The 17321-nt window shown below is 55.8% G+C and carries 21 protein-coding genes; 4 read left to right on the forward strand and 17 right to left on the reverse strand.

Translation table 11 applies throughout. The annotated features are described in order from the left end of the window. Window position 1 precedes the first annotated feature (1 nt). From ACSSVC_RS13270 to ACSSVC_RS13280, 3 genes are all read right to left on the reverse strand, one after another. Window positions 2-193, reverse strand: a complete 192-nt coding sequence (locus ACSSVC_RS13270; RefSeq protein ID WP_401021678.1) for a hypothetical protein — start codon at window positions 191-193, stop codon at window positions 2-4. Window positions 194-426: 233 nt separating this feature from the next. After that, a complete protein-coding gene (locus ACSSVC_RS13275) occupies window positions 427-900 on the reverse strand; it encodes a YmfL family putative regulatory protein (RefSeq protein ID WP_258611649.1) in 474 nt (157 codons plus the stop codon). A gap of 40 nt (window positions 901-940) precedes the next feature. Beyond that, complete coding sequence (locus ACSSVC_RS13280; protein ID WP_053157258.1) at window positions 941-1189, reverse strand: hypothetical protein; 249 nt, start codon at window positions 1187-1189, stop codon at window positions 941-943. A gap of 101 nt (window positions 1190-1290) precedes the next feature. Between ACSSVC_RS13280 and ACSSVC_RS13285 the strand changes: the two genes are divergently transcribed. The 3 genes from ACSSVC_RS13285 to ACSSVC_RS13295 all read left to right on the forward strand — a co-directional run bounded on the left by ACSSVC_RS13285 (window position 1291) and on the right by ACSSVC_RS13295 (window position 3837). Next, window positions 1291-1707 carry a helix-turn-helix domain-containing protein gene (locus tag ACSSVC_RS13285; RefSeq protein ID WP_492612363.1) on the forward strand — a complete coding sequence of 139 codons (417 nt, stop codon included), beginning with the start codon at window positions 1291-1293 and terminating at the stop codon, window positions 1705-1707. A 148-nt stretch (window positions 1708-1855) separates the two neighbouring features. After that, the gene (locus ACSSVC_RS13290) at window positions 1856-2950 is read left to right on the forward strand and encodes a hypothetical protein (RefSeq protein WP_492612364.1); all 1095 of its coding nucleotides are present in this window, start codon (window positions 1856-1858) and stop codon (window positions 2948-2950) included. Between the two features lie 2 nt (window positions 2951-2952). Next, window positions 2953-3837 carry a hypothetical protein gene (locus tag ACSSVC_RS13295; protein ID WP_492612365.1) on the forward strand — a complete coding sequence of 295 codons (885 nt, stop codon included), beginning with the start codon at window positions 2953-2955 and terminating at the stop codon, window positions 3835-3837. Here the strand turns inward: ACSSVC_RS13295 and ACSSVC_RS13300 are convergent. The 14 genes from ACSSVC_RS13300 to ACSSVC_RS13365 all read right to left on the reverse strand — a co-directional run bounded on the left by ACSSVC_RS13300 (window position 3834) and on the right by ACSSVC_RS13365 (window position 16118). Next, window positions 3834-4775: a DNA cytosine methyltransferase gene (locus ACSSVC_RS13300; RefSeq protein ID WP_492612366.1), complete on the reverse strand. Its 942-nt coding sequence runs from the start codon at window positions 4773-4775 to the stop codon at window positions 3834-3836. The two genes, ACSSVC_RS13295 and ACSSVC_RS13300, sit on opposite strands and share 4 nt — an antisense overlap. A gap of 79 nt (window positions 4776-4854) precedes the next feature. Next, entirely contained in the window at window positions 4855-6126 is a 1272-nt protein-coding gene (locus ACSSVC_RS13305; RefSeq protein ID WP_492612367.1) for a phage late control D family protein, read from the reverse strand. Then, window positions 6123-6563, reverse strand: coding sequence for a phage tail protein (locus tag ACSSVC_RS13310; protein ID WP_492612368.1), 441 nt, complete (start codon window positions 6561-6563; stop codon window positions 6123-6125). The genes ACSSVC_RS13305 and ACSSVC_RS13310 overlap by 4 nt, the downstream gene beginning before the upstream one ends. Before the next feature lie 6 nt (window positions 6564-6569). Beyond that, on the reverse strand, window positions 6570-9152 hold the full coding sequence (locus tag ACSSVC_RS13315; protein ID WP_492612369.1) for a phage tail tape measure protein: 2583 nt from the start codon (window positions 9150-9152) through the stop codon (window positions 6570-6572). Beyond that, window positions 9142-9261, reverse strand: a complete 120-nt coding sequence (locus ACSSVC_RS13320) for a GpE family phage tail protein (RefSeq protein ID WP_073843658.1) — start codon at window positions 9259-9261, stop codon at window positions 9142-9144. The genes ACSSVC_RS13315 and ACSSVC_RS13320 overlap by 11 nt, the downstream gene beginning before the upstream one ends. Before the next feature lie 8 nt (window positions 9262-9269). Beyond that, a complete protein-coding gene (locus ACSSVC_RS13325) occupies window positions 9270-9599 on the reverse strand; it encodes a phage tail assembly protein (protein ID WP_492612370.1) in 330 nt (109 codons plus the stop codon). A gap of 53 nt (window positions 9600-9652) precedes the next feature. Beyond that, window positions 9653-10168, reverse strand: coding sequence for a phage major tail tube protein (locus ACSSVC_RS13330; protein ID WP_492612371.1), 516 nt, complete (start codon window positions 10166-10168; stop codon window positions 9653-9655). Between the two features lie 57 nt (window positions 10169-10225). After that, entirely contained in the window at window positions 10226-11395 is a 1170-nt protein-coding gene (locus ACSSVC_RS13335; RefSeq protein WP_492612372.1) for a phage tail sheath protein, read from the reverse strand. Window positions 11396-11511: 116 nt separating this feature from the next. Further along, window positions 11512-11940, reverse strand: coding sequence for a phage tail assembly chaperone (locus tag ACSSVC_RS13340; RefSeq protein WP_492612373.1), 429 nt, complete (start codon window positions 11938-11940; stop codon window positions 11512-11514). Between the two features lie 4 nt (window positions 11941-11944). Next, window positions 11945-13681: a phage tail protein gene (locus ACSSVC_RS13345; RefSeq protein ID WP_492612374.1), complete on the reverse strand. Its 1737-nt coding sequence runs from the start codon at window positions 13679-13681 to the stop codon at window positions 11945-11947. Then, a complete protein-coding gene (locus ACSSVC_RS13350) occupies window positions 13674-14297 on the reverse strand; it encodes a phage tail protein I (protein WP_492612375.1) in 624 nt (207 codons plus the stop codon). Before ACSSVC_RS13350 ends, ACSSVC_RS13345 begins: the two co-directional genes overlap by 8 nt. Next, a complete protein-coding gene (locus tag ACSSVC_RS13355) occupies window positions 14297-15208 on the reverse strand; it encodes a baseplate J/gp47 family protein (RefSeq protein ID WP_492612376.1) in 912 nt (303 codons plus the stop codon). The genes ACSSVC_RS13350 and ACSSVC_RS13355 overlap by 1 nt, the downstream gene beginning before the upstream one ends. Continuing rightward, entirely contained in the window at window positions 15205-15549 is a 345-nt protein-coding gene (locus ACSSVC_RS13360) for a GPW/gp25 family protein (protein ID WP_492612377.1), read from the reverse strand. Before ACSSVC_RS13360 ends, ACSSVC_RS13355 begins: the two co-directional genes overlap by 4 nt. Then, window positions 15546-16118, reverse strand: a complete 573-nt coding sequence (locus tag ACSSVC_RS13365; RefSeq protein WP_492612378.1) for a phage baseplate assembly protein V — start codon at window positions 16116-16118, stop codon at window positions 15546-15548. Before ACSSVC_RS13365 ends, ACSSVC_RS13360 begins: the two co-directional genes overlap by 4 nt. A 160-nt stretch (window positions 16119-16278) precedes the next feature. Between ACSSVC_RS13365 and ACSSVC_RS13370 the strand changes: the two genes are divergently transcribed. Further along, a complete protein-coding gene (locus ACSSVC_RS13370) occupies window positions 16279-17262 on the forward strand; it encodes a DUF4062 domain-containing protein (RefSeq protein ID WP_492612379.1) in 984 nt (327 codons plus the stop codon). The last annotated feature ends 59 nt before the right edge of the window (window positions 17263-17321 follow it).

Here is a 17321-nt window from a genome sequence, read left to right on the forward strand (position 1 = left end):
CTCAGATGGGCTCGGCAATATCGAAGGCGATATTCAACGGTGTGATTGCGTCGCCAATTGCGATACGGATATCCATACCCGCAAGGCCTCCATTGGCCGTCTTTACGGTTTCCTTTAGGGTGTCTAGCCGCTGCTGGGCTTTTGCCAGAAGCTGGAGCAGATTTTCACGTTCATTTTCAAGGAGATCATTCATGGCAATTCATCCAAACAGGACAGTTGAAGAGCTGGAGCGACGATTGAACGAGCGGTGTGAGGCTCTGTTGAAAGTCATGAAAGGCTTCCGAGAGGCAACGCACACCACTTTGACTGGCTCCGAACCCGGAAGGGCCATTAAGGGCCAAGACATACGTTTCGCTGTCGACGATGTGTCTACCGCTTTGAAGGAAATCAAATCCCAGTTGGGGAAGGGCTGATGCCTTAACGTCTTCAATGTGCACCTGCCTTGCTGTGTAGTTGAATTGTGGCCAGCACCTCGGCATGTCGCGCCGACATGTAGCGTTGATGTGCGCCAAGGATGGCCTCGGCTTCTCCAGGTTCGATAACGCCGTCTTCCAGGGCCTTGACGATGATCTGGTCGACATAGCCGCGCTTGGCGGCGGCATTCACGGAGCGGCTATAGAGATCGACGTTGTCCAGGGTTTCGGGCTTGGCCAGTGGCACAAACATGCCGCCGTAGAGGCTGGCGATGTACTCGGGTAAATGAGTCGTGCGGGAGTCCTGTTCCAGCAGGTGTATCTGTTCATCGCTGAGTGGCCGGCTGCCGGCGTTCTCGTAAACGTGGTTGTCGAACTTCTTGAGTTCGTAGCCGAGACGTGCGGCTGCACATTCACGACCACCCGGGTAATCGCAGATCACCGCGCTCATCACCTGCCGTTTGGTTACTAGAACCGGGCGTTTCATCTTCTGGTTTCTCCTTGGAGTCATCGCCCCTACTGTGCGTTTACAGCGCCGGTACGGATGGTTGTTCGTCGTTGTCAGCGAGGATTCCGGGTAAAACCTCTTTGCCGATCACTTGGGACAGGTCCCGCAGAATCTGAAAGGTCAGTCGTCCACGAGGCAACGTTTTGTGGCCCGCCCAGCGTTGAACTGCTTGCGTAACCGTTCGCACCTCGTAGCCATGGCTGAGGGCGAACTGGCGGAAGTTGCTGCCTCGCTCGATCAGTCGTGCCTGGATCTGGCGCTTTTCCATGGCTTCGCTCATGGTTGGAGTGTTCCTAGTTGGTTAAGATGTACTCATTGCGTGTAACCGTAATTCAACATATTGGGTAAGTCAATGGTTGGTTCTCCAAATTGAGTAATAAAAGTGCAGCTTCGGTCTTAGATCGCCTTCATATCGTCTTTGGCGTGGCGAATGACTCACAGCTGTGTGAGGCGACGGGGACCAATCGTCAAACCATGGGTAATTGGCGGTCTAGGAATTCTGTCCCTTACACATTATGTGTAAGTGTTGCTGAGGAGCGAGGGGTGTCCTTGGACTGGCTGCTTACTGGAGAGGGGGCGATGTTGCGCGGGGAAGCTGGCGCAGTACCTGAGGTGTTGGCTAGTAATCCACAAGAGGAAGCTATCCTGACACTCTTTCGCTCATTGGAAGAGGCTGACAGGCGAGAGATACAAAGCGCTGCTGAGGAAAAGAAACGCATAAGGGATATCGAGCAGCGCCTCAAGGAATTGACTGAAGCCCTTGCCGTAGCGCAGCGCCCGGCCTAATCTGTTCCTCTTTAGAACATTCCCTGAAAAGGGAGCAATGTTGATTTATATATTTAGAGATGGGTTGGCGATTGTAGATAAATGGCCAGCATTTAGTTTCGATTTTCTGAGAATAGAAAGTCCTTTTGAGTAATAGATGAGATCTTTCATGGCGAAGTCATCCCCTGACAAGATTCAGACGATCCCCACAGATAAGCTCAAGTTTGACCCTGAGAATCCCCGGTTTTATAGGATGAGCTCTCATGCATCTGATGCAGAAGTCGTGGACGAAATGCTCGAGGATGAGCGCGTTCAGGATATTATGTTGTCAATTGGGCAGAAGGGGTATTTTCCTGGCGAGCCACTTCTTGTTACCGGGCCTGATGTTGATGGTTTCTATTTGGTTATCGAAGGGAATCGACGTCTTACTGCGACTAAGCTTTTAAATGGGCAATTAGCTCCTTCTTCTCGTAGAGAGAAGAGTATTGAAACGATAAAGGCAGAGGTAGTAGTCTCTCCTCCATTTGATTTGCCTTGTTTGGTTTATACAGATCGTAAAGATATTCTTCGTTATCTGGGATATCGTCATATTACCGGAATCAAAGAGTGGGACTCTTTGTCGAAGGCGAAGTACTTAGCGCAACTGCGTGATGAGTTTTATAATGGCTTGGGGGCCGTTGAGCAATTTAAATCCTTGGCTAAGGATATTGGTAGTCGGTCTGACTACGTCTCTCAGTTACTTACTGCTCTGAATCTTTATGCTGTTGCCGAAAGAGAAAAATTCTTTGGTTTGCCGATAGATGCTAATAGTATCGAGTTTTCTTATATTACTACCGCTCTAAATTACAAAAGCATCTGTGTTTGGCTAGGTTTGGAAAGTAAAGCTGACACGGAAATGTCCAATCTCAATGTGGATCGTTTGAGAAAGCTCTTTGCTTGGATGTTTTCTAAAGACTCCAACGGATATACTGTCCTTGGAGAAACTCGAAACCTATCTGAAATGGCAGATATTGTTGCGAGTGAGGATGCGGAAAAAGTCCTTGATGAAACAGGCAGGAGAGATGAGGCTTATCTTTATACAGATGGTCCGTTGGCAGCGTTAACTCGAGCTATTGATGATGCTCAAGCCAAGCTTAATGTTGTATGGAAAATGTTTTCTAAACCTACGCTTGTACTAAGTGCGGAACATCTTGATAAGGCAGATACACTTTTCAACTTGTCTAAAGATATTAGAAATCATGTTCGGAATAAGGTTGAGGAATAGAGATGTTTCAAGAGTTGGACTCTCCGCCTGGTAATTCAGACTCTTTTTTTTGGACTGATTTCGTAGAAATTAATGCGATGGGGAGTGCGGATAAATGCTTTTCCCGAGGTGACTTAGTAGGTGTTGCGCAAAGAGGGAAAGATAGGGGGATTAATTTCAATCCTGAAATTAAGTGGAGGGAGGTCTTGGATTTTTCACAGAACAGAGCTGCTTGCTTTGGTGAAAGCTATCCGTTTGTAATAGCTGAAGATAATGACACTATTCATTATGCTCATTCGGGTAGTGATGAGCATACATGCTATTCGAACTTATTAATCGCCTCTGGTATGCGGCATCTTACACCGGCTCAAAGAGTTGTTGTCGCTCGTTTTTTTGAGGAAGTATGTTTTTTTGCATTCTCGGAATTGATGCCGGCAGGTAGTGAAATTCGTGCTACTTGGGCGGGGGGCGGTTCGAGTGTAGTCTATACAGGTACACTTTTTGAAAAATTAAAATTATTAGCCAATGACATCCGCTGTGCTGCAAATTTTTCTGCTGATGACTTTAAAGAGAAGGATCGTGGGGATGGAGGTATAGATTTAATTGCCTGGCACCCGATGTATGATAATAGGGAAGGGTTGCCTATAGCATTCGCCCAGTGTGGATGTTCCAAAGAAGACTGGAAGTTTAAACAATTAGAGGCGTCTCCGAGTAAGCATCTGAGAAATTTGCCTGTAATGCACCCTTGGTCGACTTTTTACTTTATGCCACTTGATCTGAGACGAGATGATGGGGATTGGGCCTATAAAAGTGATATAGGCATTGCAATCATCGTTGATAGATTGAGGCTTTTGAAAATATCCATGGATAAGAGATTATTCAAAAGCTTCCCCGTTTTAGCTATTTAGTCCCATATGTCCGGAAGGGCGCGTGCCACCGCTTCAAATAAAGGTGGTGGGACAGCGTTACCGACAACGGTATACCGCTGCATTTGAGACGCGTTTTTTGTTTCAGGAAAAATTAGATCTCCGAACCCTTGTAGACGGGCAGCTTCCCGATAGCTAAATCGTCTAGCTGGGCCATCGTGTTCAAATCTCCATACGTTATGCTCTACTTTAACCATCTGAGGGCTCAGGGGGTGAAGTGGCATGTGGCGAGGGTTCGCGACAATTGTTCTGGAAGTGTCGTCCCATCCGTTCCTTCTATCACGGGAAAGGTAATACCAGTGAAATGGTCTGTCGTAAAACTCCCCTTCAGGCCATTCGACCATTCCTTGAAGGGCTTGTCGAATAGTGACCTTTTCTAAGGCTTCACCGACGCCATGTGTTGGTTGGGGAAACTTATACTCAATGTTGAAGTCGTTCCTAATGCCGACTATAAAGATTCTTCTACGCTCTTGCGCAACTCCAAATTCCGCCGCATTTAGTATTTCAGCATTTACTTTGTATCCAGCATCGGTGAAGACTTTTAACTGGTCTTCAAGCAAATGCCTAAAGTTTTTGCGAAACATACCGGATACATTTTCAACAATGAAAGCTTTTGGCTTGATTTGATTCAGTGCGCGTGCAAACTCAAGATAAAGAGTATTAATTTTCCTGTCGGGGTTTCTCAGTCCTCCTTGGCTGAAGCCTTGGCATGGATAGCAACCGACAAGTAATTCCGCAGCAGGGAAGTGTTCAACTGTTGATATGCTGGCGCGGACATAGTCTGTCTCAGGATGGTTCGCGAGGTATACCTCGCGCGCGTAATGCAGGATGTCGTTAGCCATGAGCACGTCAAATCCCGCCCTTAAAATTCCGGCGTCTGACCCACCACACCCTGAAAATAATGATACAGCTGTTGGCATTCGTATTCCCCTTAAGCGCCGGCGATTATACGGATTCGTCAGGTTTAATACAGGCTATGCGTGAGATTATGATGTGTACCTATGGATGGCTATATGCCTTCAGTCTCTTCAGCTCCCTTTCAGCCGCCCGCTTAGCCGTCTTTTCACTGGCATACAACCACCGTAACCGTCTCGGCTTCGTCTGATCCCCCGAGGTAATCGCCTTTTCCTTCCCCGTTTTCTTGTCACGGTAGTAGGCGATGATCCCTGTGTAATCGCCTTTGTTCTCCTCTGCCAACCCTTCGACGGTGTCTTCGGGCAACTTGCTTTCCAGCTCCAGGCTGACGGTGTAGCCACTATCAGCACTGAGGCTGTGCTGCACGTTGCCGCCGTACCAGATAATCGCATCGATCTCTGGCTTCACGCCTTCCAGGGTATAGGTCAGTTCGGGGATCAGGTCCGGCCGGCCCACGGCCAGGGTGTAGCTCAGGGTGGCACTGCCACGCTGCAGGCGGTTGAATTCGGCCCGGGCGGCTCGCAGTGCTGACTGGCGGTCGCTGAAGGTGTGACGCAGGTCCTTGAGGTTGTCGCCGCCGCCGGCAATGGCCTCTTGTTTCTTGGCACTGTTCACGTCGTAGAAGTAGGCACGCACGCCGTCGTAGCTGTCGCGGTCGGCCTGCAGATAGCGGTGCTGGTCACCGTCGCTACGGGTGAGGGTGATGTGAGGGAGCTCCATGCCACTGGCGGTCTTCCCGCCTCCGGCCGGGATGCACAGCAGGCATCCAGCCTTGACGGAGACCACGGCGTCGAACTCTTCACCGACTCGGCTGATCAGGTTGGCGTCTGATTCGTTGGCCTGGTCCAGCTGCAGGATGGGCAGGCCGTCCAGGGCGCCGGCGATGCTAGCAGTCAGGCCGTTGTCGATGGCGATATCGCCCAGGACATCGCCGAGGGTGGTGTTGCTCCAGCTCCGCTCGCGCTTTGTTTTCAGCCCTTTGCGCAGATCGGCCGAGCGCGCCCGGATGCTGAGCACGTCCGGAGCGCCGCTGTGCTCGGTCTCGTCGACGGTGTAGGTGCCTTTGTCCACCAGGCCAGTATCACTCCAGCCCAGCCATAGCCTGACCACGGCACCCTTCGGCGGAATGGCCAGCAGCCCGTCGTGATCGCTCAGGGTGATGCTGAGCTGATCGGCTTCAATGCCGCGGTTGTCGGTCAGTTGCAGGCTCATCAGGCGTGGGCTGATGAGTTGGGCGATATCGTTGCCGTCTACGGTGATGCGGAAGGCCGGGACAGCATAGGCGGCGTCGTGGCGGTACCGGTCGGCAGCGTCTTCGATAAAGCCCGTAACACGGGCGAGGGCGGCATCAATCACAGCAGCATCCTCAAGATACTTACGCCAGTGCTGCCGGCGGCGCCGATCAGGTCTATCCGGTCGTCATCGATGCGCTTGAGGTTGAGGGTGAACTCCAGACGCCGGGGTGTGCCATCACGGAAAAACACCGTCTTGGTCTCGCTCAGGCTCTCGATCACCCACAAACCATAGATCCGGCCGCTGCCTTCGACCATGGGCCAGGCCTTGCCGGTGTTCGCCATCAGCCGCAGGGTGTCGAGGCTCAGTACAGATCCGGCCAACTCGGGGAGGATGATGCCAGGTAAGGTGATCGAGTCATCGCCTCGGCCCACAAACTGCCTGGCTGGAGCGGCGCCGATGCGGGTATTGCTGACGTGCCGCCACTCGGTCTGTCGTTGCAGCTCCTGGTAGGCGGCTGTGGAAAGGCTGAAGACGAACATGCCCAAGGCCATCATCATGGCGATTTACTCCAGGTCGGACAGTTGGCTGCGCTTGCGTGCGCCTTTTTCGCTTTCAATGCGCGCAAGTTCTGCCCGCACGGCGCGGCCGATTGCCAAGGCATCCATGCCTGGCGTGGGGTGGATGTTGATTTCGTAGTTGTCGTGGCTGTCGTAGGTGGTCGCAGCGGCTGGACTGATGGGCGCGCGCGTATCGACCGAGAGGCCGGGCATGGCAGCAACGCCCAGGCCCAGGCTGCCCGCCGTGGTGAGCTGCTGGCCGAGGTTGTTCACCGCGTTCAGCGGGCCTTTCTGGCCGGCCTGCAATCCTTGTGTCAGCCCCTCCATGGTGAAACCGCCGAGTTCGGCAAACACCCGCGATGGGCTGTGGATGTCGAGCTTTTCCTTGAACCAACCAATGGTTGAGTCGCCGATCGCGGTGATGGTTTCTTTCACCTTGCCCATGCCGGCGAGGAGGCCATTCACCAGGCCATTGACGATCATGTTGCCGAACTCGGTGAACTTGGTCGGGAGATCGAGGCCCAGGTAGTTCAGCACTTCGGCGAATGCCCGATAGATGATCCCGATAGGGCTGAAGTTGGCCAGGACGGTCAAGATGCCGCCAATGCCACCGTCGAACCCGGCTTTGATCTCGTTCCAGAGGTTGATGACATAGGCCTTCACTGCGTCCCAGTTCTGATAGATGAGATAAGCGGCTCCCGCGAGAGCGACAATGACCGCAGCAATGGCCAATGCAATAGGGTTGGCAGCCAGGCCCCATAGTGCGATACCGACCATGCGTAAACCCGCCATTAAGGGGCCTATCAAGATCCCGGAGAGCAGACGAATCCCTGTACCGAAGAGTTTCAGTAGGCCGATGATGCCGGGCAGACGAATGCCTACCGATGCCAGCATAAAGCGCATGGCGATCATGGGGCCGAGCACTCCGGCGAAACCGATGGTGAGACTGCCTAAAGTGGCCATCAGGAGAGCGAAGCCACCCACAGCGATTACGATAGCCTTGCTGACGGCTGGGTTTGCCTTAAGGAACTCGCCGACTCTGTGCAGTAGGCCGCTAAGGTCTGCGGCGAGCTCACGCAACCAGGGACTATTTTTGTCAAACAACTCGACGGAGATGTTCTCAAGGGCGGCGTGCAGCATGGTCATGTCGCCCTTGAGGTTATCGAGCTGAGTTGCTGCAACTTGGGCAGCCTCTCCTTTGGAGTTGTTCAGGCTACCGCGCATGCTCTGAAACTGACCGGTTTCAACTGAACGCATCAGCGTGCCAAAGCTGGTGACTGCGTATTGGCCAGCAATATCTTTGTAGACCGCACCACGTTGAACGTTGCCCATACCCTTGGTCTTTTCATTGATGTCTTTGAGAATATCGAGCATGTCCCGCATGTTGCCGGATTTGTCCTGGGTGTTGACTCCCAGTTTGGCGACAGCCTTGGAGGTGCCTATGCGGGTCAGAACTGACCGCATGGCAGTGCCTGCCATGCTGCCCTGGACTCCGGCGTTGCCGAGCAGTGCAGTAGCCGCGGTTACGGTCTCAAGGCTTTGGCCGTATTCGCGGCCTACTCCGGCGCTATATTTCAACGACTCCCCGAGCATTTGGATATCAACGTTGTTACGGGTGAACGCAGCAGTTAGCACATCGGCGACCTTGCCCATTTGCTCGGCAGGAATACCCATCGCTGTCTGAATGTTCGAGGCGATATCAGCGGTTTGTCCCAGATCCATATCACCGGCTGCGGCCAGGTTGAGCATGCCGGGCATGGCACCGAGGATTTGCTTGGGGTTGTAGCCGGTTCGCCCTAAAAAGTACTGACCCTGGGCCACTTCACTGTCGGTGAATTTGCTGCTGAGCGGCAGTGTTCTGGCCTGGTTTCGCAGGGCTTGCATGGCCTCGCTGTTTTTATCGGCCACACGGGTGACAGCCTGGGTGGATGACATGATGGCGTCAAAGTCGTAGCCGACCCCGAGCATGGTCCGCAGCTTCTCCCCGGCATACATGCCTGTGCCGCGTGCAGCCATGCCGGTGCCTGCCATGGATGCAGTCGTTTGTACGCCTTTGCCATAAGCAGTCTTTGCGCGTTTTAAGCGCTCTTGCTGGGCCGCGAGGCGTTTGAGTCTGTTTGTCTGGTCGCTGATGCTGGTATTTGCAGTGGCGATTTGGCTGCGTAAGGTGCGTTCATGACTGGACAGGTTTTTGGTACTGATACCGGCAGCACTCAGGCAGGTGCGTAGCGTCTGAAGTTGTGCGTTCTGTTGCTGGTGCTGTTGCTTCAGGTTGCTGGCATCACGTACCGCGCGCTTGAAGTCATTGCTCAGGGCTTTTGTCGGAGCGCCGGCGGCACTGATTTGCTGGCTCAGTGCCTTGATCTTTGCGCGTGCTGCGCCAAGGGCTTTTTCCGTCTGCTCGGCGGCGGTGCGTTGTGTACGCCAGGCACTCACGTCCTTTTGTTGGTTGTTGAGTTCCTTCAAGCGATCACGGGTGGCTTTCAAGGCCCTGGCGGTCTCGTTGCTGTCACCCATGATGCGCTTGAGCGGTCCGGTGGCTTTGTCGATGGCGTTGAGCAGCACGCGCAGTTTCAAATCATTTGCCATCGACGCTACTCCGAATCCGCGCGCGCTCGCGCCAGTCCATCAGTTCCTGCAGGCCCAGCTGGTCCATGTCAGCCGGCGCCCAGTGAAAAACCACGGCCAAATCGGCCATGGCGTCCTCTACGCAACGAGGGATACTTCCGTCTTCATCGACTTCTGCAACAAAAAACCGGAGATCTTGCTGCCACAGGCCAGCAGGTCGGCAGGGTCCATGGCTGCGGCTTCCGGGGCGGTGATGCCTGGGCTGCTGATACGCGGCAGAATCTTGATCAGGGTGGTAACGTCCATGTTCAGCAGTTCGACCAGGTGCACGCCGCGCAACTCGCCAGCTTGGGGTTTGCGCAGGGTGATCTTGTCGATGGTGGTCTTGCCCCGGGTGATCGGGGTGTCGAGGACCACGGTGTTGTCTTCGACTTCGGCAGGGGCTTGGGTGTTGTCGTCGGTGTTCATTGAGTGCTCCAGGTTGCAGTGCTATCCGCTCTCGGGCTGAGAGCGGCAGGGGATCAGATGCCGATGGCGTTGCGCTGTTTCTCCAGCATGTCGATGCCGTTGACCTTCTCGATGAAGTTGAGCAGGTCGATTTCGATGATGTCTTCGTTGTCCACGGTCAGCTTGTAGTAGCTGCAGGTGGTGGTGATGCTGTGCTCGGTGTCTTCGCCGGGGGAGGCGTCGCCCATCTCGATGGTTTCGTGCCGGCCACGTACCACCACCTCGACGGTGCTGACGTCGCCGGTGTCGTCCTGCTGAAAGGCACCGGAGAAGCGCAGCATGATCCCGGAGGCATTCACCGAGCCGAACTGGCGCAGGGCGATCAGGTCCAGGCCGCCGGTCTTCCATTCGAACTGGATGCCATCATCGGAGAAGCCCAGGTCTGCCTTGACCGAGCCGTTCATGCCGCCGCCCCGGTAGGCTTCCATCTTGCGGCCGAGGGGCGGCAGGGTGACCGACTTGACCACGCCCAGGTAGCTGTTGCCGTCGTTGAACAGGTTGAGGTTTTTCAGTTTGCGAGGCATGGCCATGGCGGTGTTCTCCGGTGTCCTGGCACGGGGTGACTCCCTTCGCGGGGGAGCCCCTGGTTAGCTGTTGATCTTGCTGGCGAAGTCCATCAGGTAGCGGTCGGTGATCCGCTGCCGCAGGGTGAGGTCTTCCAGCGGTGGAACCGGCGTGTAGTCGTAGTCGATGAACAACTTGCCGGCCTTGAGGGTGTCCTTGTCGTTGGCGTCTTCCTGGTACCAGCAGTTGCCACCGATCAGGTACCCGGCTGAGATCAGCTCGCGGAACTTGGCGTTGATGCCGTTGATGATGTCTTTCACCAGGGTTGGGGTCATGGGCCTGTCCACGGCCCACATGTGCGCCTCGGCCATTGTGTCGGCGAGGATCTGCGCGGTGCGGGTGTAGTTCTCGAAGGCGAACAGCGGGTCTTCGCTGCAGGTCCGGCTGCCCCAGAAGCGGAAGCCGCCCTCGTTGATCAGAGTGGTCACCTCGTTGGAGTTGAGGTAGTTGGCATCAGTAGCCGGGTTCTGCAGGTCCCAGAACACGTCGGCGCTGATGCCGGTGACCCCGTTGACCGCGACGTTGGACAGGGTCTTGTGCCAGCCCGTTTCCTGATCGATCTTTGCCCGCAGGCCCAGGGCGCGAGCGACGGCGGATGCTTTCGCTGTTGCGTTGGTGGCGGTGTCCCAATTTTGGAAGTCTGGCCAGATCACCATTGCCTCCCGAGCGCCGAAGTTCTCGCGGTAGGCGACGGCCTCTTCCTTGGTCTTGCTGTCCCAGGCGCTGACATAGCAGAACGCCCGCAGTTGCTGGCCGATCGAGACCAGGGCGGTGGCCACCGGCAGGCTGTCGAGGCCTGGAACGCCAAGGATGCGCGGCACCATGCCGACGCGGGCCTTGGCCGCGAGCAGGGCTTTCATGCCGGTGTATTTGCCATCGGCGGTGGTGGTGCCGATCAGGGCGCTGGTGGTCGCGGCTTCGGTTTCGCCGCTCTTGACACGTACAACGATAACGTAGGGCTTGGTCTGGTCGGCGATGGCCTGGAGGCTGGCGCCCAGGGTGCCCTTGGTGCCGGCTTTACCGACCGCGGTCTGAACGTTGGTCAGCAGGACCGGGGTGTCGAGCGGGAATGCCAGCGGATCAGCGTCGTCGGCAGTGCAAACCAGGCCGATAACAGCGGTGGGGATGGTGCGAATGGGGCGGGTGCCGTCGTTGAGCTCGAGGACCCGCACGCCGTGAAGATAATCGGCCATGGGTTTTGCCTGCGCAGTAATGGGGTGACAGTGCACAGGCTGCCGCGCGCGCGTCGGATCGGCGAGCGCGGCGGGTTGTAGGGGAGGGGGATACAGGCAGAAGGTGCGGAGCCGGGTTACTCGGCTTGCTCCGCAATCCACTCTGGCGCAGTGGGGCGGTGTTGGAGGTCGGGAAAGTCCGGTGATTGCGGCCAGTTGCGCAAAGCCTGCATGTACACCAGCAGCTCCTTGAATTGTTCGGCTGTAAGTGTGGTTTGTGTTTCTATCTCAAGCTGATCACGATGACGTTCACGTAACCAAACCACTGACGACAACTCAACATCCCGCCAGGCCCGCTCAAGTCTGGCAAGTGTTGCTGGAGACGAATCAACTGGTAGTGGATCTGCGATTGTCGGAGCTCCATCGGCATTCGGTATCAGGGTCTTGCCTTCAGCCAGTGCTGAAAAGAGCTCGCTATGGCGTTCAGCTGTGATAGCGACACCACCATTTTCGTCAACGGAAAAAGAAAAGCGCTGGTCAACTGGAACCCAGTTTGCGTAGAACATTTGGTCACTTCCCGAACGCGAAAAAGTCAATAACACCGGCAAGACTCGAACCGGAACCCATCCACTGATTATCAATCGTGAACCCGTTTAAGGACTTGTCGCGCACTTGCGCAACGTTTCCGTTATCTACCCTGCCGCCTGAATAGACGAATGTCGCATTTAGCGCATAAGAGCTTGTGTAGGCGATAGGAAGGGTTACCGAAATCGATGCACCGCCGCTCCCTTCAGCTGTGACAGTCACACTGCCTTTTTGAAGAGTCCAGCCGCCGAGCCAGCTTGGTAGCTTCAGCGCCGCATAGTTGCCTGTAATGATCACCGCACCGTTGAACAGTTTCTTAGGGGTTACTGCCACAGTGTCTAGCGCACCCGCATTGACTTCTCCTTGGTTGCCGATTCGAAGAACTCCACGCAGGGCTTCAGTCGCGTTTGCAGCAGCCGAACGGAAGTAGTCGAGATGGAGCAATGAACGCCAGGGGGATTTCTCGTCGCCTCCGAACAGCCGAAACTTGATGGTCGCGAGCGCTGTGTCCGCTGACGACACATAAGGGAACGCTACCTGAATCAGGTTGCTTGCGTACTTCGCAACCATCCCCCAGTAGTAGTTTGCAATGCCACTCTCGGCTGACACTGGTAGCTGACCATCTGGATGATTTGGATTGCGCTCGCCTGCGGCGCCGCCATACAAGGCCGCCTGCCATCCCGCATCGACCAGGGAGTCAAAGTCGGTAGTGCTATCTAGCTGTGAAACAGAGGGAATAGCAGCAGCAACCGGAGCACCGCCCAAGGCCGCTAGAGCAGCGGCGGCGGTTGTTGCTCCTGTGCCACCTTCAGCAATCGCTACCACCGGGTTTGTACCGGCTATCACTCGGCCATACTTGTCGACCGTGACACTACGATACGAACCGGCGTTGACGCCCGTTCGGCCGGCAACCATCTCAAAGGCCAGGTCCGTGGTACCGAGCACAATCGGCCCATCGGTCACCAACTGCCAGACGCTATCGCCATTGGCTTCGCCTTTCTCGACGTGGACAAACAGCCCGGGGGTAACTTCAAGGCTGGTATCGGCGTCCTGGGTTCGCGACCAGGCGCCCGCAGCCGCAACGTACAGCCCGTTATCCTTGGCCTGGGTCTGGTTCTTGACCAGGACACGATTGCCGGCGGTCAGGGCCACCGAGTCAATTGTCTGCAGGCCGCTGAGGGTGATGGCTCCAGAGGTTGCCACCAGCACCGAATGCTTGAAGTCCTGCTTGCTCAGCTCCTCAAGAATGCGCTGATCGACGTAGGAGCGCGTAGCAAGGACCACGCTCGGGTCAATCTTCAACTGAATGTTGGTCGTGCTGTTGGTGATGATGTGCATCCGCACGACCTGATTCCGCCCGGAGCCCTGGGCGAGGAGTGGCTTGTAGCTGGGGGCCACGTTGGCGACCGCACAAAACACGCCGTCCTTGTCCTCGATCGCCAGCTCCCGAATCCACCAGCCGCCGACTTCCGGCGGCAGCACGAGTTCGGCGATCAGCACCTTGTCATCGGTCGGCGATACGTACAGCGCATTGAGTGGCGCGCGGTAGACCTGGCGGACCAGTTGCGTTTGCCCAGGGCTTGGCACCGGGTCGGTGTCATTGGCGTCACCGATGAGCATGTAGCTGGGCTCCCACGGGATGCCCAGGGCGTCGCAGTTGGTTTTCTTGGCGGCGCCGAGGCTGGTGAGCATGCCGCCGAAAATGGAGTTCTGATTAACCATGGGGGTACACGTCCAGTTCGTCGAGGGTGTATTCGCTGACGCCGCTATAGCCCTGGATCACGACGTCCAGGTCCGGGTTGGTCCAGGGGTAGGCGTCGATCTCATCACCGTCGAAAACGGTGACGCCTGTGTAGGCCTTCAGGCGGGTTTCAAGGGTGATATCGAGGCCGATCAGGTGGCGGGTGAGGGGCTTGGCATCGTCGATCAGCCAGGTCAGTTCCTGGTACATCTCTTCGGTGATGCCGGTATCGAGCACGCCGACCTTGAGCGCAAAGGTCGCCCTCGGCCCGTTGGGCACCTTCTGCCACCACTCGACGACCTCGATCAGATAACCCAGCGGCTCCACCACCCGGCGCAGGGCGCCGATGGTGCCCTTGTGTGAGTGGATGTAGTACGCCGCACGGATCGCGGCACGCTTGGTTGCCTCCGTCCACTGGCTGGACCAGCGATCGACAGAGAAGGCCCAGGCCAGGTACGGCAGCAGGTGAGCCGGGCACAGATCCGGGTTGTACAACTCACGCAGTGGAATCGGCACGCGCTGGATCTGGGCCAGGGCCTGGGCGGCCTGGCGTTCCAGCGGCGTGGAATTGCGCGGCAATAGGGGCTGTTCGGCCATCACTCAGCTCCCAGCGCCAGGGTAATAGCGGTACAGAAAGGCGCCTGATAGGGCGTGGCAACAATATCCACCCAGTCCTGCAGCACGACTTTGCGCACGCCTTCGACGTGCAGCCGGGCATGCACCACCGATTCGGACACTTCCAGGCCCAGCCGCCGGCGCTGGTGCACAAATGCCTGCAGGCTGGACTGGGCGGCGGCGAGGGCTAGCTCGTTTTCGGGGCCGTTGCTCAGCATGTAGAGCGTGGCCTTGACCTGGTAATTGATGATCTCGGCGCCCTGGACGGTCAGCCGGTCGGCGACGGGCCGGCGGTCGTCGTCGCTGAGGTAGGTCTTGACCGCCGCGAGTAGGGCAGACGAGGCCGTACCGTCGCCGAGCAGGGATTGCACAGTGATCACTGCCTCGGCCGGCGCCGGGCTTTCTGCCGTGGCGTCGGCAACCTGGCCATCTGCGGAGCGCGCGTGAAAGATGTAGCTGTTGCGCGGCCCCGCGGTGCTCAGGCCTTCCCAGGCCATCTGGGCACGCTCGCGGAGGCTGTCGTCGGTCTCCATGATGCGGGCAATCGGTGGCACGGCCGCGGGGTTGGCTTCCTGCACCACCAGGCGGGCGACGTTGTAGTTTGCCGCGAGGTTGTCCAGGTCGGAGTTCTTGGCCAGGGCCAGCATGTTGGCGACAGAGGCCTCATTGACCCGCTGGCGCCAGATGGTTTCCCGGTAGGCGTTCTCCTGCAGCAGCTTGGTCAGTGGCTCAGATTCCAGCGCCAGTCGGGCGGCAATCTCGGCTTGCTCCTCCACGGGCCAGAGGCTGATGGCGTAGGCCTTGCGTTCGGCGAGGATCTGCTCGTAGTCGATCTGCTCGACGATCTGCGGCGCCGGCAGCTGGCCCAGGTCGATAGCGACAAAGGTGCTCATACGCTGGCCCCCAGTTGCAGCGGTACGCTCAGGTTCAGCGGCTCATTGGTGTCGACACGGCTGCATTCAATGTCCATTACCGACTGGCCCTGGAGCGTCGCGCCGACGAATTGCACGCGGCTCAGGGTAATCCGTGGCTCCCAGCGCATCAGGGCCATCACGGTGGCCGCGTAAGCGCGCAGACGGGTTGCGTCGTTGAACGGGTGGTCCACTAACTCGGCCAGGACGCTGCCGTATTCACGGCGCATCACCCGGGTACCGAGGCGCGTGGTCAGGATATCGGTGCAGGACTGGACGATATGTTCTTCGGTGCTGAGCGCGGCGCCGGTTTCTCTGTTCATTCCGGTACTCCCGTCTTGGCGCCACCAGGCAGCACGCCGCCATGCAGGTGTTTGACCAGGCTGATGCCGGCCGCGACAACGTCCTCTGAAACAGTGACCTTGCCGGTGACGGTCTGATTGCCGGTCTGCGTGTAGTCGCCCTGGTGGGTGATTGGGCCGACGATGGTGATGCCGCCGTCGCTGACCAGATTGGTGGTACCGCCCAAGGCTAGGGTGGCATTCAGGTGATGGGCGACGCTGTCGTACTCGATCACCGTGCCGTCGCTGTAAGTGCGGCGGTGCAGGCCGGCGCGATCACCGTTGGCCGGCGCGTTGTCGCTGAACAGGCCGGTCAAGGCCACCCCGTTGCCGAGCTGGCCCGAAGGACTGATCAGTAGGGCCTGCTCGCCGGCGGTGGGCGGGTCCCACTCCTTGTCGGCTCCGGCACGCAGTGTCAGCCACGGTAGCCAGGTGGTGGTCAGTTCACCGGTTTTCACTCGCACGCGGGGAGGTGTCATCTGGACTTCGGCGACAACGCCGAGGCGGACGAGGTTTTCAATCAGACGGGCGAGGGTGGCTAGATCGTTCATAGGGAAGATTATGTGGTTGGAATTGTGGTAGAACTTTTCTGGCGGCTTGTATTTTTTTGGTATACAAGTCGGCTCTGATTTTTATGTTGTGTTGAGTTTGTAATGGATTTTGCACCTGCTTTATAGCTACTGCGTGTAAGCTTAAATAGGAGTGAGGCTGATGGATAAGCGGTATCAAGTTTTTGTGAGTTCTACATATGTTGATTTGAAGGAAGAGCGTCAAAAAGTAAATCAGACGCTTATGGAAATGGATTGTATTCCTGCGGGAATGGAGTTGTTTCCAGCTACGGATGAAGAGCAATGGGAGTTTATAAAGAAGATAATAGATGATTGCGATTACTATCTTCTTATCATCGGTGGACGTTATGGCTCGTTGAGCTCTGAGGGGATAAGCTATACAGAGCAAGAATTTGATTATGCAGTGGAGAGAGGGATTAGAGTTGTAGCTTTAGTTCACGGTAGCCCGGGAGAGTTACCATCAAATAAGACAGATGTGAGTGATGAAGCTAGAAAGAAGCTTGACGCGTTCCGTGTAAAAGTGTCGACAGGTAGGCTTGTTAAATATTGGGAAAGTGGAAATGAATTACCTGGATTAGTTTCGCTAAGTTTGTCGAAAACAATTAAGGCTTTTCCTGCTATAGGTTGGGTTCGTGCGTCAGAAGGTTCCAGTGAGGAACTGTTGAGAGAGATAAATGAACTCCGTAAAGAGAACAATATATTGAAGCAGTATCAGGAGAGTTCTGATTCGTTAAAAGGTACTGTGCTTGATGTTTCCGATCTGGCTGATCTTGATGATGAATTTGTTTTTAGGGGGTTTACATTTACTGGTCATGATAACGAGCCATGGGAGGTGGCTCTGACTTGGAATAGAGTGTTTTATTGTCTTTCTCCTTTTCTTGAAGGGGGGTTTGATCAGACCTATGTAAGTGGGGCGCTTTGCGGTATGTTGTCTGCGGAGGGTAAAATCCCCGATGGAATAAATTCCTCAGTGTCCTCTGATGATATTTATACTATAGCGATTCAGTTGAGGGCGTTGGGGTTGATAACGACTGAAGTTGGTGCTGTTGGGAATAAGATATGGCGTCTGACTTCTAAGGGGGAGAGTTTTATGATTGAGTCGCGAGTGGTTCGGAAGAAGCGATAAAGTATGTGGTTTGTAAGTTTTTATTTAATTTATGTATTGGGTGGGCGAAGGATTATTAA

The sequence above is a fragment of the Pseudomonas sp. E1BtOHC1 genome (assembly GCF_058744285.1).

Coding starts and splice junctions, on each gene's coding strand:
- ACSSVC_RS13270 (WP_401021678.1), bottom strand. CDS start 193: ATGAATGATCTCCTTGAAAATGAACGTGAAAATCTGCTCCAGCTTCTG.
- ACSSVC_RS13275 (WP_258611649.1), bottom strand. CDS start 900: ATGAAACGCCCGGTTCTAGTAACCAAACGGCAGGTGATGAGCGCGGTG.
- ACSSVC_RS13280 (WP_053157258.1), bottom strand. CDS start 1,189: ATGGAAAAGCGCCAGATCCAGGCACGACTGATCGAGCGAGGCAGCAAC.
- ACSSVC_RS13290 (WP_492612364.1), top strand. CDS start 1,856: ATGGCGAAGTCATCCCCTGACAAGATTCAGACGATCCCCACAGATAAG.
- ACSSVC_RS13295 (WP_492612365.1), top strand. CDS start 2,953: ATGTTTCAAGAGTTGGACTCTCCGCCTGGTAATTCAGACTCTTTTTTT.
- ACSSVC_RS13300 (WP_492612366.1), bottom strand. CDS start 4,775: ATGCCAACAGCTGTATCATTATTTTCAGGGTGTGGTGGGTCAGACGCC.
- ACSSVC_RS13310 (WP_492612368.1), bottom strand. CDS start 6,563: ATGATGATGGCCTTGGGCATGTTCGTCTTCAGCCTTTCCACAGCCGCC.
- ACSSVC_RS13315 (WP_492612369.1), bottom strand. CDS start 9,152: ATGGCAAATGATTTGAAACTGCGCGTGCTGCTCAACGCCATCGACAAA.
- ACSSVC_RS13320 (WP_073843658.1), bottom strand. CDS start 9,261: ATGGCCGATTTGGCCGTGGTTTTTCACTGGGCGCCGGCTGACATGGAC.
- ACSSVC_RS13325 (WP_492612370.1), bottom strand. CDS start 9,599: ATGAACACCGACGACAACACCCAAGCCCCTGCCGAAGTCGAAGACAAC.
- ACSSVC_RS13330 (WP_492612371.1), bottom strand. CDS start 10,168: ATGGCCATGCCTCGCAAACTGAAAAACCTCAACCTGTTCAACGACGGC.
- ACSSVC_RS13335 (WP_492612372.1), bottom strand. CDS start 11,395: ATGGCCGATTATCTTCACGGCGTGCGGGTCCTCGAGCTCAACGACGGC.
- ACSSVC_RS13340 (WP_492612373.1), bottom strand. CDS start 11,940: ATGTTCTACGCAAACTGGGTTCCAGTTGACCAGCGCTTTTCTTTTTCC.
- ACSSVC_RS13345 (WP_492612374.1), bottom strand. CDS start 13,681: ATGGTTAATCAGAACTCCATTTTCGGCGGCATGCTCACCAGCCTCGGC.
- ACSSVC_RS13350 (WP_492612375.1), bottom strand. CDS start 14,297: ATGGCCGAACAGCCCCTATTGCCGCGCAATTCCACGCCGCTGGAACGC.
- ACSSVC_RS13355 (WP_492612376.1), bottom strand. CDS start 15,208: ATGAGCACCTTTGTCGCTATCGACCTGGGCCAGCTGCCGGCGCCGCAG.
- ACSSVC_RS13360 (WP_492612377.1), bottom strand. CDS start 15,549: ATGAACAGAGAAACCGGCGCCGCGCTCAGCACCGAAGAACATATCGTC.
- ACSSVC_RS13365 (WP_492612378.1), bottom strand. CDS start 16,118: ATGAACGATCTAGCCACCCTCGCCCGTCTGATTGAAAACCTCGTCCGC.
- ACSSVC_RS13370 (WP_492612379.1), top strand. CDS start 16,279: ATGGATAAGCGGTATCAAGTTTTTGTGAGTTCTACATATGTTGATTTG.